The 24321-nt window shown below is 71.3% G+C and carries 22 protein-coding genes; 10 read left to right on the top strand and 12 right to left on the bottom strand.

Annotation, left to right across the window (positions count from 1 at the left end; genetic code table 11):
• Nucleotides 1-6 precede the first annotated feature (6 nt).
• From ACIBQ8_RS16265 to ACIBQ8_RS16245, 5 genes are all read right to left on the bottom strand, one after another.
• Nucleotides 7-792 carry a hypothetical protein gene (locus ACIBQ8_RS16265; RefSeq protein ID WP_397176948.1) on the bottom strand — a complete coding sequence of 262 codons (786 nt, stop codon included), beginning with the start codon at nucleotides 790-792 and terminating at the stop codon, nucleotides 7-9.
• A gap of 195 nt (nucleotides 793-987) precedes the next feature.
• A complete protein-coding gene (locus ACIBQ8_RS16260; RefSeq protein WP_397176949.1) occupies nucleotides 988-1437 on the bottom strand; it encodes a response regulator in 450 nt (149 codons plus the stop codon).
• Entirely contained in the window at nucleotides 1434-2576 is a 1143-nt protein-coding gene (locus ACIBQ8_RS16255; protein WP_397192308.1) for an ATP-binding protein, read from the bottom strand. The genes ACIBQ8_RS16260 and ACIBQ8_RS16255 overlap by 4 nt, the downstream gene beginning before the upstream one ends.
• The gene (locus ACIBQ8_RS16250; protein WP_397176952.1) at nucleotides 2573-3709 is read right to left on the bottom strand and encodes a PP2C family protein-serine/threonine phosphatase; all 1137 of its coding nucleotides are present in this window, start codon (nucleotides 3707-3709) and stop codon (nucleotides 2573-2575) included. Before ACIBQ8_RS16250 ends, ACIBQ8_RS16255 begins: the two co-directional genes overlap by 4 nt.
• Nucleotides 3710-3743: 34 nt before the next feature.
• Complete coding sequence (locus ACIBQ8_RS16245) at nucleotides 3744-4673, bottom strand: LysR family transcriptional regulator (protein ID WP_397176954.1); 930 nt, start codon at nucleotides 4671-4673, stop codon at nucleotides 3744-3746.
• 132 nt (nucleotides 4674-4805) lie between these two features.
• On the opposite strand from ACIBQ8_RS16245, the gene ACIBQ8_RS16240 reads away from it, so the two are divergent.
• The 5 genes from ACIBQ8_RS16240 (at nucleotide 4806) to ACIBQ8_RS16220 (ending at nucleotide 10026) form a co-directional block, all read left to right on the top strand.
• Nucleotides 4806-5564, top strand: a complete 759-nt coding sequence (locus ACIBQ8_RS16240; protein WP_352352918.1) for a succinate dehydrogenase cytochrome b subunit — start codon at nucleotides 4806-4808, stop codon at nucleotides 5562-5564.
• A complete protein-coding gene (locus tag ACIBQ8_RS16235; RefSeq protein WP_352352917.1) occupies nucleotides 5561-7486 on the top strand; it encodes a fumarate reductase/succinate dehydrogenase flavoprotein subunit in 1926 nt (641 codons plus the stop codon). The genes ACIBQ8_RS16240 and ACIBQ8_RS16235 overlap by 4 nt, the downstream gene beginning before the upstream one ends.
• Nucleotides 7483-8223: a succinate dehydrogenase/fumarate reductase iron-sulfur subunit gene (locus tag ACIBQ8_RS16230; RefSeq protein ID WP_352352916.1), complete on the top strand. Its 741-nt coding sequence runs from the start codon at nucleotides 7483-7485 to the stop codon at nucleotides 8221-8223. Before ACIBQ8_RS16235 ends, ACIBQ8_RS16230 begins: the two co-directional genes overlap by 4 nt.
• 136 nt (nucleotides 8224-8359) lie before the next feature.
• Entirely contained in the window at nucleotides 8360-8890 is a 531-nt protein-coding gene (locus ACIBQ8_RS16225) for an RNA polymerase sigma factor (protein WP_397176956.1), read from the top strand.
• Entirely contained in the window at nucleotides 8887-10026 is a 1140-nt protein-coding gene (locus tag ACIBQ8_RS16220) for a CU044_5270 family protein (RefSeq protein ID WP_397192307.1), read from the top strand. Before ACIBQ8_RS16225 ends, ACIBQ8_RS16220 begins: the two co-directional genes overlap by 4 nt.
• Before the next feature lie 56 nt (nucleotides 10027-10082).
• On the opposite strand, the gene ACIBQ8_RS16215 is transcribed toward ACIBQ8_RS16220, so the two are convergent.
• Nucleotides 10083-11030: an anti-sigma factor RsbA family regulatory protein gene (locus tag ACIBQ8_RS16215; RefSeq protein WP_397192306.1), complete on the bottom strand. Its 948-nt coding sequence runs from the start codon at nucleotides 11028-11030 to the stop codon at nucleotides 10083-10085.
• Nucleotides 11031-11296: 266 nt separating this feature from the next.
• On the opposite strand from ACIBQ8_RS16215, the gene ACIBQ8_RS16210 reads away from it, so the two are divergent.
• Nucleotides 11297-12484: an RtcB family protein gene (locus ACIBQ8_RS16210; protein WP_397176961.1), complete on the top strand. Its 1188-nt coding sequence runs from the start codon at nucleotides 11297-11299 to the stop codon at nucleotides 12482-12484.
• 54 nt (nucleotides 12485-12538) lie between these two features.
• Here ACIBQ8_RS16210 and ACIBQ8_RS16205 read toward each other — a convergent pair whose 3' ends face one another.
• Entirely contained in the window at nucleotides 12539-12928 is a 390-nt protein-coding gene (locus ACIBQ8_RS16205; protein ID WP_397176963.1) for a VOC family protein, read from the bottom strand.
• Nucleotides 12929-13001: 73 nt separating this feature from the next.
• Here ACIBQ8_RS16205 and ACIBQ8_RS16200 point away from each other — a divergent pair, with 73 nt between their 5' ends.
• Nucleotides 13002-13682, top strand: coding sequence for a phosphotransferase (locus ACIBQ8_RS16200; protein ID WP_397192305.1), 681 nt, complete (start codon nucleotides 13002-13004; stop codon nucleotides 13680-13682).
• A 159-nt stretch (nucleotides 13683-13841) separates the two neighbouring features.
• Nucleotides 13842-14261 (top strand): spore-associated protein A, encoded by a 420-nt coding sequence (locus tag ACIBQ8_RS16195; protein ID WP_397192304.1) that lies wholly within the window; start codon nucleotides 13842-13844, stop codon nucleotides 14259-14261.
• A 53-nt stretch (nucleotides 14262-14314) separates the two neighbouring features.
• Here the strand turns inward: ACIBQ8_RS16195 and ACIBQ8_RS16190 are convergent, their stop codons facing one another.
• From ACIBQ8_RS16190 to ACIBQ8_RS16170, 5 genes are read right to left on the bottom strand one after another with little or no spacing between them, the layout of a single operon-like run.
• Nucleotides 14315-14935, bottom strand: a complete 621-nt coding sequence (locus tag ACIBQ8_RS16190; RefSeq protein ID WP_397176967.1) for a phosphotransferase — start codon at nucleotides 14933-14935, stop codon at nucleotides 14315-14317.
• Between the two features lie 48 nt (nucleotides 14936-14983).
• The gene (gene narI / locus ACIBQ8_RS16185; RefSeq protein ID WP_397192303.1) at nucleotides 14984-15664 is read right to left on the bottom strand and encodes a respiratory nitrate reductase subunit gamma; all 681 of its coding nucleotides are present in this window, start codon (nucleotides 15662-15664) and stop codon (nucleotides 14984-14986) included.
• Entirely contained in the window at nucleotides 15661-16215 is a 555-nt protein-coding gene (gene narJ / locus ACIBQ8_RS16180; protein ID WP_397192302.1) for a nitrate reductase molybdenum cofactor assembly chaperone, read from the bottom strand. The genes narI and narJ overlap by 4 nt, the downstream gene beginning before the upstream one ends.
• Nucleotides 16212-17813 carry a nitrate reductase subunit beta gene (gene narH, locus ACIBQ8_RS16175; RefSeq protein ID WP_397192301.1) on the bottom strand — a complete coding sequence of 534 codons (1602 nt, stop codon included), beginning with the start codon at nucleotides 17811-17813 and terminating at the stop codon, nucleotides 16212-16214. The genes narJ and narH overlap by 4 nt, the downstream gene beginning before the upstream one ends.
• Entirely contained in the window at nucleotides 17813-21325 is a 3513-nt protein-coding gene (locus ACIBQ8_RS16170) for a nitrate reductase subunit alpha (protein WP_397192300.1), read from the bottom strand. Before ACIBQ8_RS16170 ends, narH begins: the two co-directional genes overlap by 1 nt.
• Before the next feature lie 45 nt (nucleotides 21326-21370).
• Here ACIBQ8_RS16170 and ACIBQ8_RS16165 point away from each other — a divergent pair, with 45 nt between their 5' ends.
• Together ACIBQ8_RS16165 and ACIBQ8_RS16160 are read left to right on the top strand one after the other, a co-directional pair.
• On the top strand, nucleotides 21371-22546 hold the full coding sequence (locus ACIBQ8_RS16165; protein WP_397192299.1) for a nitrate/nitrite transporter: 1176 nt from the start codon (nucleotides 21371-21373) through the stop codon (nucleotides 22544-22546).
• 84 nt (nucleotides 22547-22630) lie between these two features.
• Nucleotides 22631-24319 (top strand): ABC transporter ATP-binding protein, encoded by a 1689-nt coding sequence (locus ACIBQ8_RS16160; RefSeq protein ID WP_397192298.1) that lies wholly within the window; start codon nucleotides 22631-22633, stop codon nucleotides 24317-24319.
• The last annotated feature ends 2 nt before the right edge of the window (nucleotides 24320-24321 follow it).

Genomic DNA, 24321 nt, shown 5'->3' with positions numbered 1-24321 from the left:
AGTCCTTTATGCGAACGGGAAGGCGATGACGCCCTTGGCGACCATGCGGACGTAGAAGTCGGCGATCATGACCGAGAACATCGAGGCCCAGGCGAGCTGCTGGTGCTTGGCGTTGAGCTTGGAGACGAACGTCCAGGCCTTGTAGCGCAGCGGGTGACGGGAGAAGTGGTTGAGCCTGCCCGCGGTGATGTGCCTGCAGGAGTGGCACGACAACGTGTACGTGTTGATCAGCACGGCGTTGACGACCAGGATCCAGGTGCCGAGGCCCTGCGGCTTGTGCACCAGCGCCAGGACGGCGTCGTAGGCCAGGACGAGGCCGATCACGATGGCCGCGTAGAAGAAGTACCGGTGGATGTTCTGCAGGATCAGCGGGAACCGGGTCTCACCGGTGTACTTGCCGTGCGGCTCCTGGACGGCGCACGCGGCCGGCGACAGCCAGAACGACCGGTAGTACGACTTGCGGTAGTAGTAGCACGTGAGCCGGAACCCGCCCGGCAGGCCGAGGATGAGCAGCCCCGGCGGCAGGGTGAACCAGTCGCCGATCGGCGCCCACCCGAACAGCCGCGCGCCCTCGGGGCACGCCGTGGTCAGACAGGGCGAGGCGAACGGGGCGATGTACGGATCGACGAAATAACTGCCGTCGATGATCGCCCACACGCCGTAGACGAGGAACGAGCTGAGCCCGAGGAACGTCAGCAGCGGGACCAGCCACCACCTGTCGGTGCGCAGCGTGCGCACCTTCACCTGGGCACGTTGCCTTCTGACCGGGGCTTCGGGCGTCGTCTGGGTCATCGCGGACCTCTCCACCTCCCGCGGACCCTGCACACAGGGGGGTCCGGGTCGTTTCACTGGGCGCGCGTACGGCGGGTGCGGTACCGCTCTGGGCGCGCATTGGTGGGGGATACGTTACGACGACCGCATACGATTTTGTGAGCGGGGTCACTCACTTTTTCGATGACCTACTGTGATTCCTGTCACGTATACGCGTCAGGGCCGCGGGCCGGGCGCCGGCAGCTTCACTACGGTCACGAAAAAATCATCTATTTGCCGGACAACACGGATAAATTGCTCGAAATCCACCGGCTTCGCGACATAGGCGTTGGCGTGCAGCCGGTAGCTGTGCAGGATGTCCTCCTCCGCCTCCGAGGTCGTCAGGATCACCACGGGGATCGTCCGCAGGGCGGCGTCGGCCTTGACCTCGGTCAGCACCTCCAGGCCGTTCATCCGGGGCAGGTTGAGGTCGAGCAGGATCAGGTCGGGCCGGGGCGCGCCGGCGTAAACGCCCTCCCGCCGCAGGTACGCCATCGCCTGCTCGCCGTCGTTGACCACGTTGAGCCGGTTGCGCACCTTGTTGAGGTCGAACGCCTCCCTGGTGAGCAGGATGTCCCCCTGGTCGTCCTCCACGAGGAGCACGTCGATCGGGCGCCAGTCCGTCATGCGTCGCCTCCGGCCGCCGGCAGCGTCCAGCGGAACGTCGTGCCCTGGCCGGCCGGTTCGGCGTCCAGCCAGAGCTGCCCGCCGTGGTACTCGACGATCTTCCGGCAGAGCGCCAGGCCGATGCCGGTGCCGGGGTAGACGTCGCGGGGGTGGAGCCGCTGGAAGATCAGGAAGATGCGGTCGGCGTACTTGGGGTCGACGCCGATGCCGTTGTCGGAGCAGCTGAACTCCCACATGTCGCCCTTCCGCTCGGCCGTCAGGCGCACGCGCGGCGGGTCCTCGGAGCGGAACTTGACCGCGTTCTCGACGAGGTTCTGGAAGAGCTGCGTGAGCTGCGTCCGGTTGCCCTCGACCACGGGCAGGCCGTCGCTGGTGACGGTGGCGCCGCTGTCCTCGATCGTGGCCGACAGGTTCTCCAGGGCCCGGTCCAGGGCCTGGCCGGAGTCGGTGGGCACCCGCTCGCCGCTCACCCGGCCCACCCGGGAGAAGTCGAGCAGGTCGTTGATCAGGAGCTGCATGCGCTTGGCGCCGTCGACGGCGTAGTGGATGTACTGGCGGGCGCGGTCGTCGAGCTGCGGGCCGTACCGCTGCTCCAGCATCTGGGTGAAGCTGGCGACCTTGCGCAGCGGCTCCTGCAGGTCGTGGCTGGCGACGTAGGCGAACTGCTCCAGCTCGCCGTTGGACCGGCGCAGCTCGTCGGCCTGGTCGGCGGCCCCGCGCCAGGCCGAGACGATGCGGCGGCGCATGGAGTCGACGTGGCTGGACAGCTCGCTCAGCTCGGCCGGCCGGTCGACGCCGAGCCGGTGGTCGAAGTCGCCGGCGGCGACCGTGCGGACCTGCTCGGTGAGCTGGTCGATGGGCTTGAGCACGGCGTACCTGATGACGAACGCCAGGCCCGCCCCGCCCGCCAGCAGCACCCCGAACAGCACGATCAGCGCCACGTTGAGCCGGTCGAGCTGGGCGGCCATCGCGGGCCTCGGCCCCAGGGCCCGCGCCTGCGCGATCATCGACATGGTGACCACCACGCCGGTCGCGAACGCGAACCCCGCCAGCACGCCGATGGCCAGGAACCAGCGGGCCACCGGCAGCCTGCCGAGCCCGGTCGGCCGCTTCGGCGGCGGCAGCGGATGGATGCTCATGCCTTCCTCCTCGACACCAGGACCACCGCGAGGTCGTCGCTGAGCCTGCCGGCGTGCCTGATCAGCCGGTCGAGGTCGATCACGCCGTGTTCGCGCACCAGCCCGATCAGGCCGTCGACGCCGAGCAGCTCCCTCTGCCCGCCGACGGCCGCCTCGATCAGGCCGTCGGTGTAGAGCATGATCGACCACTCCTCGCCCAGGGGCACGTCGATGACCGTCCACTGCGCGTCGGGGAAGATGCCGAGCGGCGGCCCCGAGGGCGTGCCGGCCAGCACCGCGGGCACGCCGTCGCGGACCAGCACCGGCGGCGGGTGCCCGACCACGCGCATCCGGGCCTGGCGCAGGTCGGGCGTGAAGGTGGCCATGCAGAGCGTGGTGTAGATCTCGGGCGCCTTGCGCTCGGCGCGCAGGAGGGCGTCCATCGTGCGCAGCAGCGTGTCGTCGGTCTGCCCGGCCAGCACCAGCGTGCGCCAGGCGATGCGCAGCGCCACGCCGAGCGCGGCCTCGTCGGGCCCGTGGCCGCAGACGTCGCCCACCACGACGTGCACCGAGCCGTCGGGGGTCTGGACCATGTCGAGGAAGTCGCCGCCCAGCAGGGTTCCCTGGTTTCCAGGCAGGTAGCGGATCTGGTGCGTGATCGCGTCGGTGCGCAGCAGGGGCACGGGCAGCAGGCCGCTCTCCAGGCGGGCGTTCTCCTTGGCGGTCAGCTCGGCCTCGAACAGCCTGAGCTGGGCCAGGTCGGCACGCTTGCGCTCCATGGCGTACCTGATCGACCTGGCCAGCAGGCGGGCGTCGATGTCCTGCTTGACCAGGTAGTCCTGGGCGCCCGCCTGCACGGCGGTCACGCCGACGTGCACGTCCCTGAGGCCGGTGAGGACCAGCACGGCCGCGTGCGGCGCCAGCGCCAGCACCTCCTCCAGCGCCTCCAGCCTGCTGGCGTCGGGCAGGGTGAGGTCGACGAGGACGCACTGGATCGTCGGGTCGAGCTTGGCCTTGGCCTCCTGGAGGCTGCGCGCCCAGAAGATCGTCGGTGGCGCCTCGGCCTGGTTGAGCAGTTCTTCGACGAGGAAGGCGTCGCCGTCGTCGTCCTCGATGAGGAGCAGTGTCAGCGGCTCGTTGAGGTTTGCCGTCACACACGCCTTCCCGGGGGAGTCGGGCTGTTGCTGCTCATTCTGCGATGAGTTCGACCCCTTGCGGAAGCGTGCCTTCCTGGCCGGCCTCGACCACGAAGGCGAGCAGGGTCTCCCGGAACGCCTGCGCGGCCCTGGTGGGTTCGACGTCCTTGCGGTGGGCCAGGGCGATCGTCCGGCTCAGTCCGGGCGGTGCCAGCGGGGTGCCGGACAGCCCCGGCCGCCCGTCGAGCACCATCGACGGCACCACGGCCACGCCGAGCCCCGCCTCCACGAAGCGCAGCACCGCGTCCATCTCGCCGCCCTGCACCGAGAAGCGGGGCTCGAACCCGGCCTGGCGGCAGGCGGTGAGGGTGGCCTCGCGCAGGTCGTAACCGCGCCGGAACATCACCATCTGCCGGCCGCGCAGGTCCTCGATCCGCAGGTACGGCCCCCGCGCCCGCTCGTGCGAGGGCGCGACCACGACCAGGTTCTCCCGCAGGATCTCCTCGGTCACCAGGGAGGGGTCGTCGCTCTGCAGCGGCATGATGATCAGCGACAGGTCGAGCTGCCCCCTGGCCAGCGCCCTGACCAGGTCACGCGAGCCGCCCTCCTCCACCAGCAGCTCCACCCCCGGGTACGCCCGGTGGAAGCGCGCCAGCGCGTCGGCCAGCAGGCCCGCGCACAACGAGGGCGTGGCCCCCAGCCGCACCCGGCCCCGGCGCAGCCCGGCCAGCTCGGCCACCTCCTGCCGGGCGGTGTCGGCGTCGGCCAGCATCCGGCGGGCCAGCGGCAGCAGCGCCTCGCCCGCGGCCGTCAGCGTGACGTTGCCGCGCGCGCGGGAGAACAGCGGGGCGCCGAGGTCGTGCTCCAGCGCCTTGATCTGCTTGCTGAGCGAGGGCTGGGCGACCCGCATGCGTTCGGCCGCCTGGGTGAAGTGCCTGGTCTCCGCGACCGCGACGAAGTAGGCGAGCTGCTGCAACTGCATGTGATTTTCCTCGCACCGGCCGAGCATTTTTCCTTATGCCGACCGTATAAACCAAGCATCATAGCCGGAAGCTATGGAAACCAGATCCGTGATGACTTGGACGGATCATTGCTGGATACCTAGCGTTCAAACGTGACTGCCACGATAGAGCGCGGCGCCGCCACCGCGCCTGTTAACGCCCCCAAGGGTGCCTCGCCCGCACCGACGTCCAAGAAGCCGAGCCGGTTCCTGAGCTCGTCGAACGGCAAGAAAGTCGTCATGGCCGTCACGGGCGCCGTGATGGTGTCCTTCCTCGTCCTGCACATGCTGGGCAACCTGAAGATCTTCCTCGGCAAGGACTCGTTCAACGAGTACGCCGTCGCCCTGCGCACGCTCCTTGAGCCCATCGCGCCGTACCGGACGGTGCTGACGATCCTGGAGATCGGGCTCGTCGTCTCCGTCGTGCTGCACATGTGGGCCGCGATCTCGCTGGCGCGCAAGGCGGCCAAGGCCCGGCCGGTCAAGTACGTGGCCAAGAAGTCGCAGGCCAACGGCTACGCCACGCACATCATGCGGTTCGGCGGCCTGACGATCCTGCTGTTCGTGATCTGGCACCTGCTCGACCTGACCTTCGGCGTCGTCAACCCCAAGGGCTTCGACTCCGAGCCCGCCGACCGCATGGTCGCCGGCTTCGACCCCTCCCGCTGGTGGGTGACCCTCATCTACCTCGTGGCCGTCGTCATGGTCGGCCTGCACCTGCGGCACGGCATCTGGAGCGCGTTCCAGACGCTGGGCTGGGCCAACCGCAGCCGCTACCGCGGCCTGCGCCTGACGGCCGCCCTCGTCTCGGCGGTCCTGGTCGTCGGCTTCCTGGCCCCGCCCCTCGCCATCACGTTCGGAGTTGTGAAGTGAAGTACACCGAAGGCTCGGAGATCCGGGACACCAAGGCGCCCGCCGGTCCCATCGAGGAGCGGTGGGAGAAGCGGAAGTTCAGCGCCAAGCTGGTCAACCCGGCCAACAAGCGCAAGCTCAACGTGATCGTCGTCGGCACCGGTCTGGCGGGCGGCTCGGCCGCGGCGACCCTGGGCGAGCTGGGCTACAACGTCAAGTCGTTCTGCTACCAGGACACGCCCCGGCGCGCCCACTCCATCGCCGCCCAGGGCGGCATCAACGCCGCCAAGAACTACCGCGGCGACGGCGACTCGATCTACCGGCTCTTCTACGACACCGTCAAGGGCGGCGACTTCCGCGCCCGCGAGTCGAACGTCTACCGCCTGGCCCAGGTGTCGGTGAACATCATCGACCAGGCCGTGGCCCAGGGCGTGCCGTTCGCCCGCGAGTACGGCGGCCTGCTGGACACCCGCTCCTTCGGCGGCGCCCAGGTCTCCCGCACGTTCTACGCCCGCGGCCAGACGGGCCAGCAGCTCCTGCTGGGCGCCTACCAGGCGCTGGAGCGGCAGATCGCGGCCGGGACCGTGGAGATGCACACCCGCCACGAGATGCTCGACCTGATCGTCTCCGACGGCCGGGCGCGCGGCGTCATCGTGCGCGACATGGTGACCGGCGAGATCGAGCGGCACCTGGCCGACGCCGTGGTGCTGGCCACCGGCGGTTACGGCAACGTGTTCTTCCTGTCCACGAACGCCAAGGGCTGCAACACGACGGCCATCTGGCGGGCGCACGAGCGGGGGGCGTACTTCGCGAACCCGTGCTACACGCAGATCCACCCGACCTGCATCCCGGTCTCCGGCGAGTACCAGTCGAAGCTGACGCTGATGTCGGAGTCGCTGCGCAACGACGGCCGCGTGTGGGTGCCGCTGCGCAAGGACGACGACCGGGCCCCCGGCGACATCCCGGAGGAGGAGCGCGACTACTACCTGGAGCGCATCTACCCGGCCTTCGGCAACCTCGTCCCGCGTGACATCGCCTCCCGCGCCGCCAAGAACGTCTGCGACGAGGGCCGCGGCGTCGGCCCCGGCGGGCTGGGCGTCTACCTCGACTTCCGCGACGCCATCGGCCGCCTCGGCCGCGACGCCGTGGAGAAGAAGTACGGCAACCTCTTCGAGATGTACGAGCGCATCACCGGAGAGAACCCCTACGACGTGCCGATGCGCATCTACCCCGCCGTCCACTACACGATGGGCGGCCTGTGGGTGGACTACGACCTGCAGTCCACGATCCCCGGCCTGTTCGTGATCGGCGAGGCCAACTTCTCCGACCACGGCGCCAACCGGCTCGGCGCCTCGGCGCTGATGCAGGGCCTGGCCGACGGGTACTTCGTGCTGCCCACCACGATCGGCGACTACCTGGCCAACGGCCCGTACGGCGAGGTGGACGAGGAGGCCGTGGCCGAGGCGGAGATCAAGGTCCGGACCAGGATCGACCGCCTGATGTCGGTCAACGGCACCCGCACCCCCGACTCCTTCCACCGCGAGCTGGGCAAGCTCATGTGGGACTACTGCGGCATGGAGCGCACCGAGGAGTCGCTGCGCAAGGCCCTGGAGCGCATCCCCGAGCTGCGCGAGGAGTTCTGGAAGAACGTCAAGGTGTCCGGCACCGCCGAGGAGCTGAACCAGGTCCTGGAGAAGGCCGGCCGCGTCGCCGACTTCTTCGACCTGGCCGAGCTCATGTGCCTGGACGCCCTCGTCCGCACCGAGTCCTGCGGCGGCCACTTCCGCGCCGAGTCGCAGGACCCCGACGGCGAGGCCCTGCGCGACGACGAGCACTTCGCGCACGTCTCGGCCTGGGAGCGCACGCCCTCCGGCGAGACGGTGCTGCACAAGGAACCGCTCGAGTACGAGTACGTCAAGATGACCCAGCGGAGCTACAAGTGAACCTGACCCTCAAGGTCTGGCGTCAGAGCGCCCCCTCGGACGCCGGACGCATGGTGACGTACCGGGTGGAGGACGTGTCCCCGGACATGTCGTTCCTGGAGATGCTCGACGTGCTGAACGAGCGGCTGATCCTGGAGGGCGACGACCCGATCGCCTTCGACCACGACTGCCGCGAGGGCATCTGCGGCATGTGCGGCATGGTCATCAACGGCGTGGCGCACGGCGAGCAGCGCGCCACGACGACCTGCCAGCTGCACATGCGCCACTTCGAGGACGGCGCCGAGATCACCATCGAGCCGTGGCGCGCCGCGCCGTTCCCGGTGGTCAAGGACCTGGTCGTGGACCGCAGCGCGTTCGACCGCATCATCCAGGCGGGCGGCTTCGTCTCGGTGCCGGCCGGTTCGGCCCCGGACGCGCACAGCGTCCCGGTGCGCAAGGAGGACGCCGACGCCGCGTTCGACGCCGCGACCTGCATCGGCTGCGGCGCCTGCGTGGCCGCCTGCCCGAACGGCTCGGCCTCCCTGTTCACCGCCGCCAAGATCACCCACCTCAGCCTGCTGCCCCAGGGCCAGCCCGAGCGCCTGACCCGCGCGAAGGCCATGGTGGACCAGATGGACGCCGAGGGCTTCGGCGGCTGCACGAACACCGGCGAGTGCACGGCGGTGTGCCCCAAGGGCATCCCGCTGGACACGATCGCCCAGATGAACAGCGACTACCTCAAGGCCAACGCCAAGTAGGCCAGGCCGAGCAGGCCCCGTCCCGGAACGCCACCGGGGCGGGGCTTCTGCTTTTTCCCGGCGAGCTGTAACAACACGGACGTTCCCACCACTTCCCGGTGTCAGAAGAACGCACCAGGGACGAAGGGGCTGCGCGGTGACGGATGATTCCCACCGTTTCACCGGCATGTACGACGAATGCCGACAACGGGTGTGGGCCTACGTGGTCAGTCGTGCGGGCCGGCAGGTGGCCGACGAGGTGGTGAGCGAGACGTTCGCCATCGCGTGGCGGCGGCTGGACGACGTGCCGGAGCCGCCGCTGCCGTGGCTGCTCGGCGTGGCGCGCAACCTCCTGCGCGACGACGCCCGCTCGCGGGCGCGCAGGGACGCGCTGGCCGCCGAGCTGAGCTCGTGGACCGAGGACGGCCGCCCGGACGTCGCCGAGCAGGTGACCGAGCGCCTGGGCGTGCTGCGGGCGCTGGCCGAGCTGCACGAGGACGACCGGGAGGTGCTCATGCTGGTCGCCTGGCACGGGCTGTCGCCCAAGGAGGGCGCCAGGGTCGTCGGCTGCTCGTCGGCGGCCTTCCGCGTCCGGCTGCACCGGGCCCGCAAGCGGCTCGCCCGAGCCATGGAGGCCGCCGAACCGTCCCGTCCCTACGTGCGCAACCTCAGCGAGGAGTGGTCATGAACCCGATGGACGAACTCCGGGCCGCGCGGCCCGCGCACCTCGGCGACCGGCCGGTGGACGAGCACACCAGGGCCGCCGAGCTCGCGCGCGCCATGTCCGGGCCGCGGGGGCCCCGGCGCCGGCGCCCGGCCGTCCGGCCCGTGTGGGGGCTCGCGGCCCTGGCGGCGGGGGCGACCGCGGTGGCCGTCGTGGTGGCGGGGAACGCCGCTCCGGCGCCCAGGAAGCAGGCTCCGCAGGCCGGGCAGAGCGCGTCGGCGACGCCGCGCAAGGTCACGCTGTCCGCCCGGGAGGTGCTGCTGGCCGCCGCAGAGAAGGCCGACCGGCAGCCCGACCGCACCGGCGCCTGGTGGTACACCTCGTCGGTGAGCAGGTACGTCTACCCGGCCGTCCAGGGCGGCTACCTGGTGGTGGACCGGGAGCGCAACGAGGAGTGGACGCCGCGCGCCACCGGCGGCGAGCAGTGGAGCCGCCAGCAGCGGCTCGGCGCGCTGCCCGCGACCGAGGCCGACCGGCTGGCCTGGGAGCGGGCCGGCTCGCCCGGCGAGATCGAGGTGGTGCCGCCCGCGAAGAAGCTGAGCCGGCTGCGCCTGCCGACCTCGGAAGGCAGGCCCACGACCAGCCACACCCCCCTGGTGGACGGCGACAAGGTGTTCTGGCTCGGCCGCAACGTCACGATGAAGGACCTGCGCGGCCTGCCGGACGAGCCGGCGAAGCTGAAGAAGTGGCTGCTCGACAGCTACGACGGGCATTCGACCGAGTCGTCCAGCGTGGAGATGTCCTCCGACGTCTGGCTGTTCACCGTCAGCGTCGGGCTGATCGTCGACATGCCGGTGACGCCTCAGGTGCGCGGGGCCGCCTTCCGCATGCTGGCCGGGCTCGACTCCGTCAAGGTCATCGAGAACGTCACCGACGCCGAGGGCCGCACCGGCACGGCCGCGGCCATCCGGCAGGACGACGACAGGACCGGGCTGCGGGAGAGCCGCCTGATCTTCGACGAGGCCACCGGGCGGGCGCTGGGCACCGAGACCGTGCTGGTCGAGCCGCGCGGGCAGCGGGGAGGACTTGAGCCGGGCGCGGTGTCGAGCTCCGAGGCCGTCCTGGAGGCCGGCTGGACGGACGCCGGCCCCAAGCGCTGAGCCCCGGCCGAGCAGCCCCCGCAGCGGCCCGCGGCGCCCCGCGGCGGCCCGTGCCGTCAGTCGCGCAGCAGGTGCAGGCGGAAGCGGGTCCCGGCCGGCTCCGAACGCACCTGGAGCAGGTCGCAGAGCTGGCGCACCACCCACAGGCCGTGCCCGCGCAGGGCGGTCGGGGCGGGCGGTAGGTAGCCGGGCAGGACGGCCGTCAGCCTGCCCGGGTCGGTGACGTCGCACACGACGGCGTTCCCGTCGGTCCAGATCGCGAGGTCGCCGTGCCCGCCGCCGTGCTCGACGGCGTTGGCGGCGACCTCGTTGACGGTCAGCAGCAGGCGGTCGGTCAGGGGGCGGGACAGGCCGAGCCGTTCGGCGGTCGCCCGCACGTGCCGGCGCACGCGGTGCAGGTCGCCGTCGAAGCGCAGCCCGGCGGCCCCGGGCGGCGGAGGCGGCAGCGGGTCGCGGTCGGAGTCGTGGCTGAAGGACCCGGGCTCGACGTAATCGGCGCTGGCACGGGGGCCGTCACCGGTCAGCAGCCCCGGATGGGTCCGGCGGGCGCCGCCGACGACCCGGTCCGGCACCGCGCGCGCGTCGAAGGCGCAGACCATCCAGGCCGCGCGGGCGGCGAAGGCGGCGTTGACCGCCGACTCGTACCGGGTCCACTCGGCCTCCTCGGCCGGTGTGCGGCCGTGCCAGACGGGCTCGGCGATCACCCTGGCGCGGGGATGGGCGTCGAGGTAGCGGCCGTAGGCGGCCAGGGTGCGGCCCGGGGCGTCGTACCAGCCGCCGGCCTCGGCGAACTCGACCTCGCCCGCCCCGCCCGCCTCGCCGCCGAGCGCCCGCGCGAGCAGGTCGACGGTGGCGGCCGTGGCCACCACGAGCACTCCGCCCCCGGCGGCCAGCCCGTCGCGGCAGAAGGGCACGGCCGCGGCCAGGAAGCCGGCGTCGCTGGAGTAGACGAGCGCCTGGTGGACCAGCGGGTGCTCGTCCGGCCGGCCGGCGACGGCGATCATGTGCGCCCCGTTTTCTCCGCGACGGCGAGCTGCTGCCCGGCCACGATCGGTTGCAGGGGTCGGGCCGTTCTCAACGGTATATCTCCCGGGTGCGCGCATACATGGTGTATGTCGGCACACCACGGTCACCCTAGCCAATGGAGGGCGGGCCCGGACCGGGCTTGTCAAGATCTCCGGCGGCGGGGGCCGTACTAATTCGGTTGCAGGGGGTATGTCGTGTCTGGCCAGATAGATCGTGTTCATGAAGACGGCCGGGAGGAGGCGACATGGCGTACAACGAGGTGAGCGGCACCAGGCATCCGCTGCGGATGTGGGCGGAGCCGGAGACGGTCGACCCGCAGGCGATGCAGCAGTTGCGGAACGTGGCCAACCTGCCCTGGGTCCATGGCGTCGCCGTCATGCCCGACGTGCACCACGGCAAGGGGGCGACGGTCGGGTCGGTCATCGCGATGAAGGACGCGGTGTCGCCGGCGGCCGTCGGGGTGGACATCGGCTGCGGGATGACCGCGGTGAAGACGTCGTACAAGGCGTCGCAGCTTCCCGACAACCTGGCCTACCTGCGGGGGAAGCTGGAGCAGGCGGTCCCCGTCGGCTTCCAGCACCACAAGCGGCCCGTCGATCCCGCCAAGGTGCACGGGATGAGGACGGCCGGCTGGGCGGAGTTCTGGCGCGAGTTCGACGACCTGGCCCCGGCCGTCCGCGCCCGCCGCGAGCGGGCCGAGGCGCAGATGGGCACGCTCGGCGGCGGCAACCACTTCCTGGAGGTGTGCGCCGACGACGAGGGCTGGGTGTGGGTGGTCCTGCACTCGGGGTCGCGCAACATCGGCAAGGAACTGGCCGAGCACCACATCGGGGTGGCCCGCGGCCTCTCCCACAACCAGGGCCTGGTGGACCGGGACCTGGCGGTGTTCCTCGGCCACACCCCGGAGATGGACGCCTACCGCCGCGACCTGTACTGGGCCCAGGACTACGCGCGCCGCAACCGGGCGCTGATGATGGGCCTGGTCTGCGACGTCCTGCGCCGCCACCTTCCCGGCATCGGCTTCGACCAGCCCATCTCCTGCCACCACAACTACGTGGCCGAGGAGCGCTACGACGGGGTGGACGTGCTCGTCACCCGTAAGGGGGCGATCCGGGCGGGCAGCGGGGACCTGGGGATCATCCCGGGCTCGATGGCCACCGGCACGTACATCGTGAAGGGGCTGGGGAACCCGCGGGCGTTCAACTCGGCCTCGCACGGGGCCGGGCGGAAGATGAGCAGGACCAAGGCCAAGAAGACGTTCACGGTCAAGGACCTGGAGGAGCAGACGTTCGGGGTCGAGTGCCGCAAGGATCCCGGGGTGATCGACGAGATCCCGGGGGCGTACAAGGACCTGGAGTCGGTGATGGCCGCGCAGCGGGACCTGGTGGAGGTCGTGGCGCACCTGCGGCAGCTCATCTGCATCAAGGGCTGAGGCCCGCACGGCCCTGAGAGGGGCCGTGCGGGCGCGCGCGCCCGCGGGACGGCTTCAGGGGTGCGGGGCCGTCCCGGCGCGCTCGGCGGCGCTGCGCAGGACGCAGAACTCGTTGCCCTCGGGGTCGGCGAGCACCGCCCAGCCCGTGCCGTCCGGCTCGCGCAGGTCGGCGATCAGGGTGGCGCCCCGGCGCACCAGGCGCTCGACCTCCTGGTCCCGCGTGGAGTCTGGACGCAGGCACAGGTGCAGCCGGTTCTTGGCCGCCTTCGGCTCCGGCACCTTGTTGAAGTGCAGGATCGGGCCCTCCTTCAGCATCACCCGGGTCTCCTCGTCACCCGGTCGGTCCTCCGGGTGGACGGGACAGCCGGTCACCTCGCTCCAGAACCGGGCGAGCTCGTACGGATCCGCGCAGTCGATCGCGACATTCTGCAATACCGACACCATGGTGAGATCCTGCCCCGAAGCAGGGCGCATGTCGCGCGAGACTTCTCTGTCACCACAAGGAGGGCGGGCCCGGATGGAGATCGGCGAGCTGCTGGGAACCGGCCGCACCGCGGACGTGTACGCGATCGGGCCCGACCGGGTGCTGCGGCGCAACCGTCTCCCGGCCGACACGCGGCGCGAGGCGGCGGTCATGGCCCACGTGGCGGCCTGCGGCTATCCCGTCCCGCGGGTGTACCCGGGCGGTCACGGGCCGGCCGACCTGGTCATGGAGCGCCTGGCCGGGCCCACGATGCTGCACGCCCTGCTGACCGGCCGGATGCGGGCCGGGGAGGCGGGGACGATGCTCGCGCGGCTGCTGCGCCGGCTGCACGAGCTCCCGGCGCGGACGGCGGCCGATCCCGGGCACCGGGTGCTCCACCTCGACCTGCATCCCGACAACGTCATGCTGACGCCCCGGGGACCGATGGTGATCGACTGGACCAACGCCGAGGACGGGCCGCCCGCCCTCGACCGCGCGATGTCCGCGGTGATCCTCGCCGAGGTCGCGGTGCAGCCGGCGACCGGGATCGCGGACGTGGCGCAGGCCGTCCTGGGCGGCTTGCTGGCCGGGCTCGGCGACGTCCTGCCGGAGGCGGAGCACCTGGCGGCGGCCAGGGCCAGGCGGGAGGCCAACCCGACGCTCAGCGCGGCGGAGGTCGCCGCGCTCGGCGCCGCTGTGGGCGAGATCACGCGGCTCGCCGCGGCGCTGGGGTGACCCCGCCGCACCTGCGCGGTCGTCCGCCGGGCGAGCCGGAAGGCCGTGGATTACGGGGGAACCGAAATCGCATTTGTGTGTTGTTCGCCTGCTGTTCGCTTTCTTGATCACTCGCTGCGCGAAGCTGACGGGCGTTCAAGAGCGACAGTAAGGATGAACATGCGCAAGATCACCAAGACGCTCTTCGCCGCGGGCGTGCTCGCGTGCGGACTGGCGAGCGCCCTGCCCGCACAGGCCGCCGTCGCCGCCGTGGACCCGGTCGGCGTGTGCGGGTCCGGGTTCCGCGTCATCGACTCGCACCCGTTCAAGTCCGGCAGCACGGCGCTGGGCACGATCTACCTGTCCTACAACTCCGGCACCGGCAAGAACTGCGTCGTGACGGTCAACAAGACGCCGTACACGCGGTGGATGCGGGCGACGCTGACCGTGCAGGGCGGCGCGACCAAGACCGACGCCGGTGAGTTCAAGTCGTACGCGGGGCCGGTGATCCTGTCCGCCGTCGACACCTGCGTCAAGTGGGGCGGCGCCTGGGACGAGTCGCCGTACGTGTGGACCAGCGGCTGGAGCCACTGCGGCTGATCCCGTCAGGACGTCCGGGCCTCGCCACCGGGGCTCGGGCACGGCGGGACGCCTCAGGCGCTCCAGGCGGCGGTGAGGTCGAGGCGTTCGCGCCACAACTTCTCGCCGCCCCCGCCCGGCTCCCACCGGCCGCAGAACTCCAGCAGGTCGCGGCAGCGCGCCACCATCGACGCCTGCCGCTCGGCCCAGGCCGGCACCGGGCCGCCGTAGGCGTCGAAGAAGCGCGGCAGCAGGGGGACGTGCTCGGGGTGGTGGCTGCGGACGATCCACTCGCACCAGGCGAGGTCCTCCACCGGCCGGCCCGGATGGGCCCACTCCCAGTCGAGGATCGCGGTGGTCTCGAACGTGGCGGGGTCGAACAGCAGGTTCTGGGGCCCGTAGTCGCCGTGCACGATGCCGAGGCGGTGGATGCGGGCCAGCACCCGGCCGCACTCGGCCAGCACCTCGGCGGCGCGGCCCTCGTCCAGCAGGTCCTGGCCGTGGGCGCCGGCCACGAAGCGGGTGGTCAGGCTCGTGGCGGTGATCTGGTGCACGCGCGGCACCGGCAGCCGGCCGCGCAGCCGGCGCAGGTACCTGCTCTCCGTGCCCAGCCTGAAGGCGGCCTCCGGGCCCTGGTAACACTTGACGACCAGAGCGCCGTCGCCGACCGTGCTGTTGGTGTACCCGTGCTCCACAGCCAACGATTCTGACGCACCGGCCCCCGTTCCGGGCGGCGCGGCGCGCTATCGGGACCGGGCCCGATACACGATGTAAGGGCGGAACAAATAGGTTATCGGGGCCGAAAGCGCGTGCACGAGGCGGCTGAACGGGAAAAGCACGAACAACGCCATCCCGATCACGGTGTGCACCTTGTAAAGGATGCTCGCGTGCCCCATCGCGGTGGCGTCCGGGTTGAGCACGAAGATGCCGCGGAACCAGGGGGCGACCGTCGTCCGGTAGCTCACCTCGCTCGGCACGAACCCCGCCACCGTCGTCACCACGCCCGCGACGATCGCCGCGGCGAGCACCACGTACATGGTCTTGTCGTTCTTCGTCATGGCCAGGAAGACGGGCCCGTTCGTCCGGCGGCGGTAGACCAGCAGGGCCAGCGCCACCAGCGTGGCCAGCCCGGCCAGGCCGCCCCAGATCAGGGCGTTGGCGTGGTACGCCTCGTTCGACACGCCGATCGCGTCCGTCCAGGAGAGCGGGACGAGCAGGCCGGTGACGTGCCCGAAGATCACGACGATCAGGCCGTAGTGGAACACGGGGCTGGCCACGCGCAGCAGCGGGCTCTCGTAGAGCTGCGAGGAGCGGGTGGTCCAGCCGAACTTGTCGTACCTGTACCGCCAGATCAGGCCGCCGATGAAGATCACCAGAGTGACGTACGGCGCGACCACCCACAACATGCTCTCGCCCCAGCTCACCGGTACCCTCCCACGGTCTCGGCGGGCGGCCCCCCGGCGGCCAGGCGATGCGCCGCGGCGCGCTCGGCGGCCGTGGGCGGCGGCAGCGCCGCGCACACCACCCCGATCACCTCCGCGTACGGCGAGTCCAGCTCGGTCAGGGCGGACAGCAGCAGATCCAGCCCGACGCGATGCTCGCGCAGCACCGCCACCCCGGACGGGTCGAGCGCCGCGAACTCCAGCACGACCGGCAGGAAGTCGGGCAGCTCGTCGTCCATCAGCTCCCAGCCGGCCAGCCGGTAGCGCTGCTTGAGCGCGGCCAGGGACGCGCCGCGGCGGCGGGTGTCGCCGTCGGTGTAGTAGGTCAGGTAGAGGCAGCAGCGCCGGCGCAGGTCGAACGTGTCGACGTAGTGCGCGGCCAGGTCGCCCGCGTCCAGGTCCGCGATCCGGGCCAGGAATGCCGCGAAGTGCGGCTCGGCGGCCTCCCTGATCAGCGGCAGGCGGCGGTGGAAGCGTTCGTCGGGATAGGCGAGCAGGTGCGCGGCGGCCTGCCAGATCACGGCCTTGTTCATGATTTTCCCTTTTTCGGCGGGAAGAGTCCTGCTGGGATGCCCCGGCCGTCCCAGTTGAGGAGGTTCACCCGGTCGTGGGTGATCTCGTCGCTGGTCTGGCGGTCCTTGAGGCCGTGGAAGGACTCGACGGAGACCGGCAGCGGCTTGCCCGACGCCTCCCCGAAGGGGGCCTGCATGCCGGGGCCGCCGTAGTAGTCGAGGCTGCAGCCGGCCTCCTCGACCACGCCGGGCACGTTGCCGTACGCGGTCGGGATCACGTACCGCTCCTCGTACTTGGCCAGGGCCAGCAGGCGGTACATGGCCCTGATGTCGTCCTCGGTCAGGCCGGTGTCCGGCAGGACCGGCTCCTGCCCCAGGTTGACCCCCCGCATGTACGAGCGCATCGCCGCCAGACGGCGCAGCGCGGCCGTCACCGGGACGGGGTCGCCCGCGGTGAACAGCTCGGCCAGGTACTCCACGGGGATGCGCAGCGACTCGATGGCGGCGAACAGGTTGTCCGCGTCCTCGCCGTCGTGCCCGGTGTTCGCCAGGGCGTCCACGACGGGGGAGAGCGGCGGGACGTACCAGACCATCGGCAACGTCCGGTACTCCGGGTGCAGGGGGAGCGCAATGCGATATTTCATGATCAGGTCGTAGACGGGGGATCTGCGGGCCGCCTCGATCCAGTCGGCGGGCAGCCCCGCCGTGGCCACGGCCGGGTCGTCGGGATCGACGAAGACGCCGAGCTGGGCCTCGTACAGGTCCCGCTCGTCGGCCACCGAGGCGGCCTGGCTCACCCGGTCGGCGTCGTAGAGCAGCACCCCGAGGTAGCGCAGGCGGCCCACGCAGGTCTCCGAGCACACCGTCGGCAGCCCCACCTCGACCCTCGGGTAACAGAACGTGCACTTCTCGGCCTTGCCGGTCCGGTGGTTGAAGTACACCTTCTTGTACGGGCACCCCGTCACGCACATCCGCCAGCCCCGGCAACTGTCCTGGTCCACCAGGACGATCCCGTCCTCGGCCCGCTTGTACATGGCCCCCGACGGGCACGAGGCCACGCAGGACGGGTTCAGGCAGTGCTCGCAGATGCGCGGCAGGTAGAACATGTACGCCTGCTCGAACTCCAGCCTGACCTGCTCCGACACCTTCCCCAGCACCGGGTCGGGGGAGGGGTCGCCGCCCAGGTTGTCGTCCCAGTTCGCGCTCCAGCCGATCTTCATGGGCTCGTTGCTGATCAGCGACCTCGGCGGCGCCACCGGGACGTCGTCGGAGAGCGGGGCGCGGGTCAGGTTCTCGTAGTCGTAGGTCCAGGGCTCGTAGTAGTCCTGGATGGAGGGCATGAGCGGGTTGGCGAAGATGCTGGCCAGCTTGCGGAAGCGCCCGCCGGCGCGCGGCGTCAGCCGGCCCCTGCGGTCCAGCTTCCAGCCGCCCCGCCAGCGTTCCTGGTCCTCGTACCGGCGGGGATAGCCCTGGCCTGGGCGGGTCTCGACGTTGTTGAACCAGACGTACTCGACGCCGGGACGGTTGGTCCAGGTCTGTTTGCAGGTGACGGAACAGGTGTGACAGCCAATGCACTTGTCCAGGTTCATCACCATGGCGATCTGAGCCATGATCTTCATCAGTAGCGCACCTCCTGCGACCTGCGGCGAATGGTGGTGACCTCGTCCCGCTGGTTGCCCGTGGGGCCGAGGTAGTTGAAGGCGTACGAGAGCTGGGCGTAGCCGCCGATCATGTGCGTGGGCTTGATCAGCACCCTGGTCAGCGCGTTGTGGATGCCGCCGCGGCGGCCGGTCTCCTCCGACTTCGGCACGTCGATCAGGCGGTCCTGGGCGTGGAACATGTAGACCGTGCCCGCCGGCATGCGGTGGGACACGATGGCCCTGGCCACCACGACGCCGTTGCGGTTGACCGCCTCGATCCAGTCGTTGTCGGCGATGCCGAGCCGGGTCGCGTCCTCGGTGGACATCCAGATGGTCGGGCCGCCGCGCGACAGCGACAACATGAGCAGGTTGTCCTGGTACTCGGAGTGGATCGACCACTTGGAGTGCGGGGTCAGGTAGCGCAGGGTGGCGCTCTCGCCGAAGAGCTCGGCCATGTCCAGCGGCGGGCGGTAGACCGGCAGGGCCTCGCCGTACTCGTGCATCCAGTCGTGGTCGAGGAAGAAGTGCATGCGGCCGGTGAGCGTGTGCCAGGGCTTGCCGTTCTCGACGTTGATCGTGAACGGCGAGTAGCGGCGGTCGTGCGCCTCCTTGCCCGACCACTCCGGGCTGGCCGCGACGTGCGTGGGCCGGGCCTGGGTGTCGGCGAAGACGATGCGGTGGCCCTCGTCCACCAGGTCGTCGAAGCTGCGGCCGGTGCGCCGGGCGAGCTGGCGGAAGCCCTGGGCGGCCAGCCTGCCGTTGCTCACCCCGGACAGCGCGAGGATCGTCTCGCACGCCTTGGCGTCGGTGTCCAGCTCGGGGCGGCCCTTGGCCACGCCGCGCGGCACCAGGCCGCAGCGCTGCCCGAGCCAGGCGACCTCCTCGTCCGGCATGAAGGTCACGCCCTTGACCTGGAGGCCGAGCCGCTCGGTGAGCGGCCCGAGCGCGGCCAGCTTCTCCGCGACCGCGCCGTAGTCGCGCTCGACCACCTTCAGCGTCGGCTCGGGCGCGCCGGGCGCGCGCCCGCCGGGCTGCCCGGTCTCGCCCGGCGTGTCGTGCTGGTACGGGACCACCACGACGTCCTTGCGCACCCCCAGCCGCTCCTTGGCCAGCGCGCTGAAGGCCCTGGCGATGGCGTGGAAGGCCGCGAAGTCCGTCCTGGTCTCCCAGGGCGGCGAGATGGCCGGGTTGAACGCGTGCACGAACGGGTGCATGTCCGTCGAGGACAGGTCGTACTTCTCGTACCAGGTGGCGGCGGGCAGCACGATGTCGGAGTAGATCGTCGAGGACGTCATCCGGAAGTCCAGCGTGAGAAGCAGGTCCAGCTTGCCCCGCGGCGCCTCCGCGTCGGGCTGTTCCAGGTTGGACGTGGCGCCGAGCAGGTGGTGCAGGAAGTACTCGTTGCCCTTGGCCGACGAGCCGAACAGGTTCGACCGCCACAGCGTCAGCACCCGCGGCCAGTTGGCCGGGTCGTCGGGGTCCTCGGCGGCGTGCCGGAGCCTGCCCTGCCGCAGCTCCTCCAGCGTGTACGCCACCGGGTCCTCGTGCTCGCCCAGCTCCAGCGGGTTGCGGTCGAAGGCGGGCGACATGGGCATCCAGCCGTTGCGCACGGCCTCGGCCACCAGGTCGGCCGTGTGCCTGCCGCGGAACGCGCCGGGCCCGAGCGGCGAGGTCAGCGCGCCCGCGTCGAACCGGTCGTAACGCCACTGGTCGGTGTGCAGGTACCAGTACGGCGTGCCGGGCGCCTGCCGCGGCGGGCGCGACCAGTCGAGCGCGCCGGCCAGCACCGCCCAGCCGCTCTGCGGGCGGCACTTCTCCTGGCCGACGTAGTGGGCCCAGCCGCCGCCGTTGCGCCCCTGGCAGCCGGTCAGCAGCAGCAGCGACAGGAACGCCCGGTAGATGGTGTCGCCGTGGAACCACTGGGTGGCGCCCGCGCCCATGATGATCATGCATCGGCCGCGGGTGGCCTCGGCCGTCCTGGCGAACTCGCGGGTGATCTTGATCACCCGCTCGGCCGGGACGCCGGTGACCGGCTCCTGCCAGCCCGGCGTGTACGGCTCGGCCGCGTCGTCGTACCCGCCGGGCCAGACGCCGGGCAGGCCCGGCCTGGGCACGCCGTACTGGGCGAGCAGCAGGTCGAACACCGTGGTCACCAGCCGTCCGCCGACGCGGGCGACCGGCACGCCCCGGCGCAGGACGCCCTCGCCGTCGAAGCGCGGCAGCAGGAGCTGGGCCGACTCGCCGCCGTACAGGGTGAGCTTCGGGTCGACGTCCAGGTCGAGGTTCCAGCGGCCCTCGCCGGAGTCGGTCCAGCGGAAGCCGACCGAGCCGTTCGGGACCACCGGCTCGCCGGACGCGGCCATGAGCACGGTCTTCCACTCGGCCGCCTCCTCCGCCGAGCCCAGGTCCTTGGCCGTGAGGAACTTGTCCGGCACGTACGCGTCCTCGTGCTCGCGCAGCGTGACCAGGAAGGGCAGGTCGGTGCAGCGCTTGACGTAGTCGGTGAAGTAGGGCACCTCCCGGTCGGCGAAGAACTCCTTCAGCAGCACGTGGCCCATGGCCATGGCCAGGGCGCCGTCCGTGCCGGGGCGCACGCTCAGGAACTCGTCGGCGAACTTGGCCGCGTCGCTGTAGTCGGGCGAGACAACCACGACCTTCTGGCCCCGGTAGCGCGCCTCGGCCATCCAGTGGGCGTCCGGCGTGCGGGTGACGGGGACGTTGGAGCCCCACATCATCAGGTACGCGGCGTCCCACCAGTCGGCCGACTCCGGGACGTCGGTCTGGTCGCCGAACACCTGCGGCGAGGCCACCGGCAGGTCGGCGTACCAGTCGTAGAAGGAGAGCATCGTGCCGCCGATCAGCGACACGAACCGGGAGCCGACGGCGTGCGAGACCATCGACATCGCCGGGATGGGGGAGAACCCCGCGACCCGGTCCGGCCCGTACGCCTGGATGGTGTGCACGTGCGCCGCGGCGATCATCTCGACGGCCAGGTCCCAGGTCACCCGGACGAGCCCGCCCCGGCCGCGCGCGCCCTGGTAGCTCGCCCGCTTGTCCGGATCGGTGGTGACCTCGGCCCAGGCGGCGACCGGGTCGCCCAGCCGCTCCCGCGCCTCCAGATAGAGCTGGACCAGCACGCCCCGCGCGTACGGGTAGCGGATCCGGGTCGGCGAGTAGGTGTACCAGGAGAAGGCCGCCCCCCGGGGGCAGCCGCGCGGCTCGTACTCCGGCCGGTCGGGGCCCACGCCCGGATAGTCGGTCTCCTGCGTCTCCCAGGTGATGATGCCGTCCTTGACGAACACCTTCCACGAGCACGAACCCGTGCAGTTCACGCCGTGCGTCGAGCGCACCACCTTGTCGTGGCTCCACCGGTCGCGGTAGAAGGCGTCGCCTTCCGTGCCGCCTTTCAGATAGAGAGTCCGCAGGTCACCACTGGTGGCCGATCTGCGGAGGAACCGACCGGTCTTCAGCAGGAGATCCTCGGCGCTCATACCCCCACTTCATCACAGAAGGTGACCCTCTGTTACACAGGGTGTATGTCTGTGCTCCGTAAAGGTCAGGTGCGGAACCTGGCGCTGGCCACGGCGGCCTTCGCCGTGACGTTCTGGGCCTGGAACCTCATCGGCCCCCTGTCGGGCAGCTACAGCAGGCAACTGCACCTGTCCGCGACACAGACCTCGCTGCTGGTCGCGATCCCGGTGCTGGTCGGCTCGCTCGGCCGCGTCCCGGTGGGCGTGCTGGCCGACCGGCTCGGCGGGCGGCGCATGTTCGCCGTCATCTGCTTCGTCTCGATCGTGCCGGTCCTGTTCGTGGGCTGGTCCGAGTCGTACGGGTGGCTGCTGTTCTGGGGGTTCCTGCTGGGCATCCCGGGCACGTCGTTCGCCATCGGCATCCCGTTCGTCAACGCCTGGTACGAGGCCGCCCGCAGAGGGTTCGCCACCGGCGTGTTCGGCGCCGGCATGGGCGGGACCGCGCTGTCGGCGTTCTTCACCCCCCGCCTGGTGGAGGAGTTCGGCCGGTTCGCGACCCACCTGCTCATGGCCGCGGCGCTCGCCCTGATGGGCGTGATCATGATCGGCGGCAGCCGCGACTCGCCGGCCTGGTCGCCCGCCACCGCCCCGGCCCTGCCCCGGATGCGCGCGGCCACGAAGCTCAGCGCGACCTGGCAGTGCGCCTTCCTGTACGCCGTCACCTTCGGCGGCTTCGTGGCGTTCTCGACGTACCTGCCGACCCTGCTCCAGAACGTCTACCACTTCGCCCAGACGGGCGCCGGGCTGCGGACGGCCGGGTTCTCGATCGCCGCCGTCGCCGCCCGGCCGATCGGCGGCACGCTGTCGGACCGGATCGGGCCGGTCAGGGTGCTGCTCATCTCGCTGGCCGGGACGGTCGTGATGGCGGTGGCGCTGTCGTTCAGGCCGCCCGCCGAGGTGCCCGCCGGGGCGTGCTTCGTGCTCATCGCCTTCTTCCTCGGGCTCGGCACGGGCGGCGTCTTCGCCCTGGTGGCCAAGCTCGTCGAGGCGTCGAAGGTGGGGACGGTGACGGGGCTCGTGGGCGCGGCCGGCGGGCTCGGCGGGTACTTCCCGCCGCTGGTGATGGGGGCCGTCTACGGCGCGTCCGGGTCGTACACCGTGGGCTACCTGCTGCTCGCGCTGACTGCCCTGGTCACCTTGCTCTACACCGTGCGCACGTTCAGGCACGTGCCGGATCGTTAGCCGGGCGCGGGCGCGTTCCCGATCGTTGGCCAGGCGAAAAACCGTTTGCCGGGCCGGGCGATGGCTTGTCAACCTTGTCAGACCATGCGCTCCCTTCCTGAGGCCGATCCCGGCACGCCCGACATCCGCAGTCCGCTCCGCTACCTGTGGTGGAACGCGCGGCGCCAGGCGCGTGCCCTGCTCGCCGGCATCGGCTTCGCCACCCTGTGGTGGCTGGTGCAGGCGCTCGTGCCCGCGGTGCTCGGCAAGGGCATCGACGCGGTCACCGCCAAGGACACCAGGGCGCTGCTGACCTGGGCGTCGATCCTGCTCGCGCTGGGGCTGCTGCAGGCGTTCACCGGGATCATGCGGCACCGGATGGCGGTGTTCAACTGGTTGTCGGCGGCCTACCGCACCGTCCAGGTGACCGCGCGGCAGGCCGCCCGGCTCGGGGCGACGCTGCCCAAGAAGGTCTCGACCGGCGAGGTCGTCAGCGTCGGCAACTCCGACATCGCCCACATCGGCAGCTCCATGGACATCCTGCTGCGCGGCACCGGGTCCGTCGTGGCCATCGTCGCGGTCACCGTGATCCTGCTGGCGACTTCGGTCCCGCTCGGGCTGCTCGTGCTGTTCGGCGTGCCGCTCATGGCGCTCGCCGTCTCGCCGCTGCTCAAGCCGCTGCACCGGCGGCAGAAGCGGCAGCGCGAGCTGACCGGCGACCTGTCCACCAGGGCCGCCGACATCGTGGCCGGCCTGCGGGTGCTCCGCGGCATCGGCGGCGAGCAGGTGTTCGCCGGCCGCTACGGCGAGGAGTCCCAGCGCGTGCGCCATGCCGGGGTGGGCGTGGCCCGGGTCGAGTCGCTGCTCGAAGGCGCCCAGATCCTGCTGCCCGGCCTGCTCATCGCGGTCGTCACCGGCATCGGCGCCACGTTCGCGGTCGGCGGCGAGATCAGCACCGGCGACCTGGTCGCGCTCTACGGTTACGCCGCCTTCCTCATCGGCCCGCTGCGCACCTTGACCGAGGCCGCTGACAAGCTCACCAAGGGCCACGTCGCGGCCCGCCGCGTCATCCGCATCCTGGCGATCGAGCCCGAGGTCGCCGGTGGCACCGAGACCAGCGGCGGCGGCGTGCTGCGCGACTGCTACAGCGGCGTCACCCTCCAGCCCGGCATGCTCACCGCCGTCGCGGCCGACGCGCCCGAGGAGGCCGCCGCCATCGCCGACCGCCTCGGCCGGTACGCGCAGGGCGACGTCACCTTCGGCGCCGTCGAGCTGGCCACGCTGCCCATGGCCGAGATCCGCGCGCGCATCCTGGTCGCCGGCAACGACGCCCGGCTGTTCACCGGCAGGCTCAGGAACGAGCTCGACGTCCGCGACGCGGCCACCGACGAAGACGTGCGCGCGGCCCTGCACGCGGCCTGCGCCGAGGACATCGTCGAGGCGCTGCCCGACGGCCTCGACGCCCAGGTGTCCGAGGCGGGGCGCGAGTTCTCCGGCGGCCAGCAGCAGCGGCTGCGCCTGGCACGGGCCCTGGTCGCCGACCCCGAGGTGCTCATCCTGGTCGAGCCCACCAGCGCCGTCGACGCCCACAGCGAGGCCCGCATCGCCGAGCGGCTGGCCAAGGCGCGCGCCGGCCGCACCACCATGATCTGCACGACCAGCCCGCTGGTGCTCGACCGGGCCGACCACGTCGTCTACGTGGCCGGCGGCCGGGTGCTCGCCGAGGGGACGCACCGGCACCTGCTGGACGCGTCCCCCGAATACGCCGCGACCGTGACCCGAGGGGAGGGCTGACC

Source organism: Nonomuraea sp. NPDC049646, assembly GCF_044465525.1.
In the GTDB taxonomy this organism is placed as follows: domain Bacteria; phylum Actinomycetota; class Actinomycetes; order Streptosporangiales; family Streptosporangiaceae; genus Nonomuraea.
This window is presented reverse-complemented; position numbering and strand designations above follow the sequence as displayed.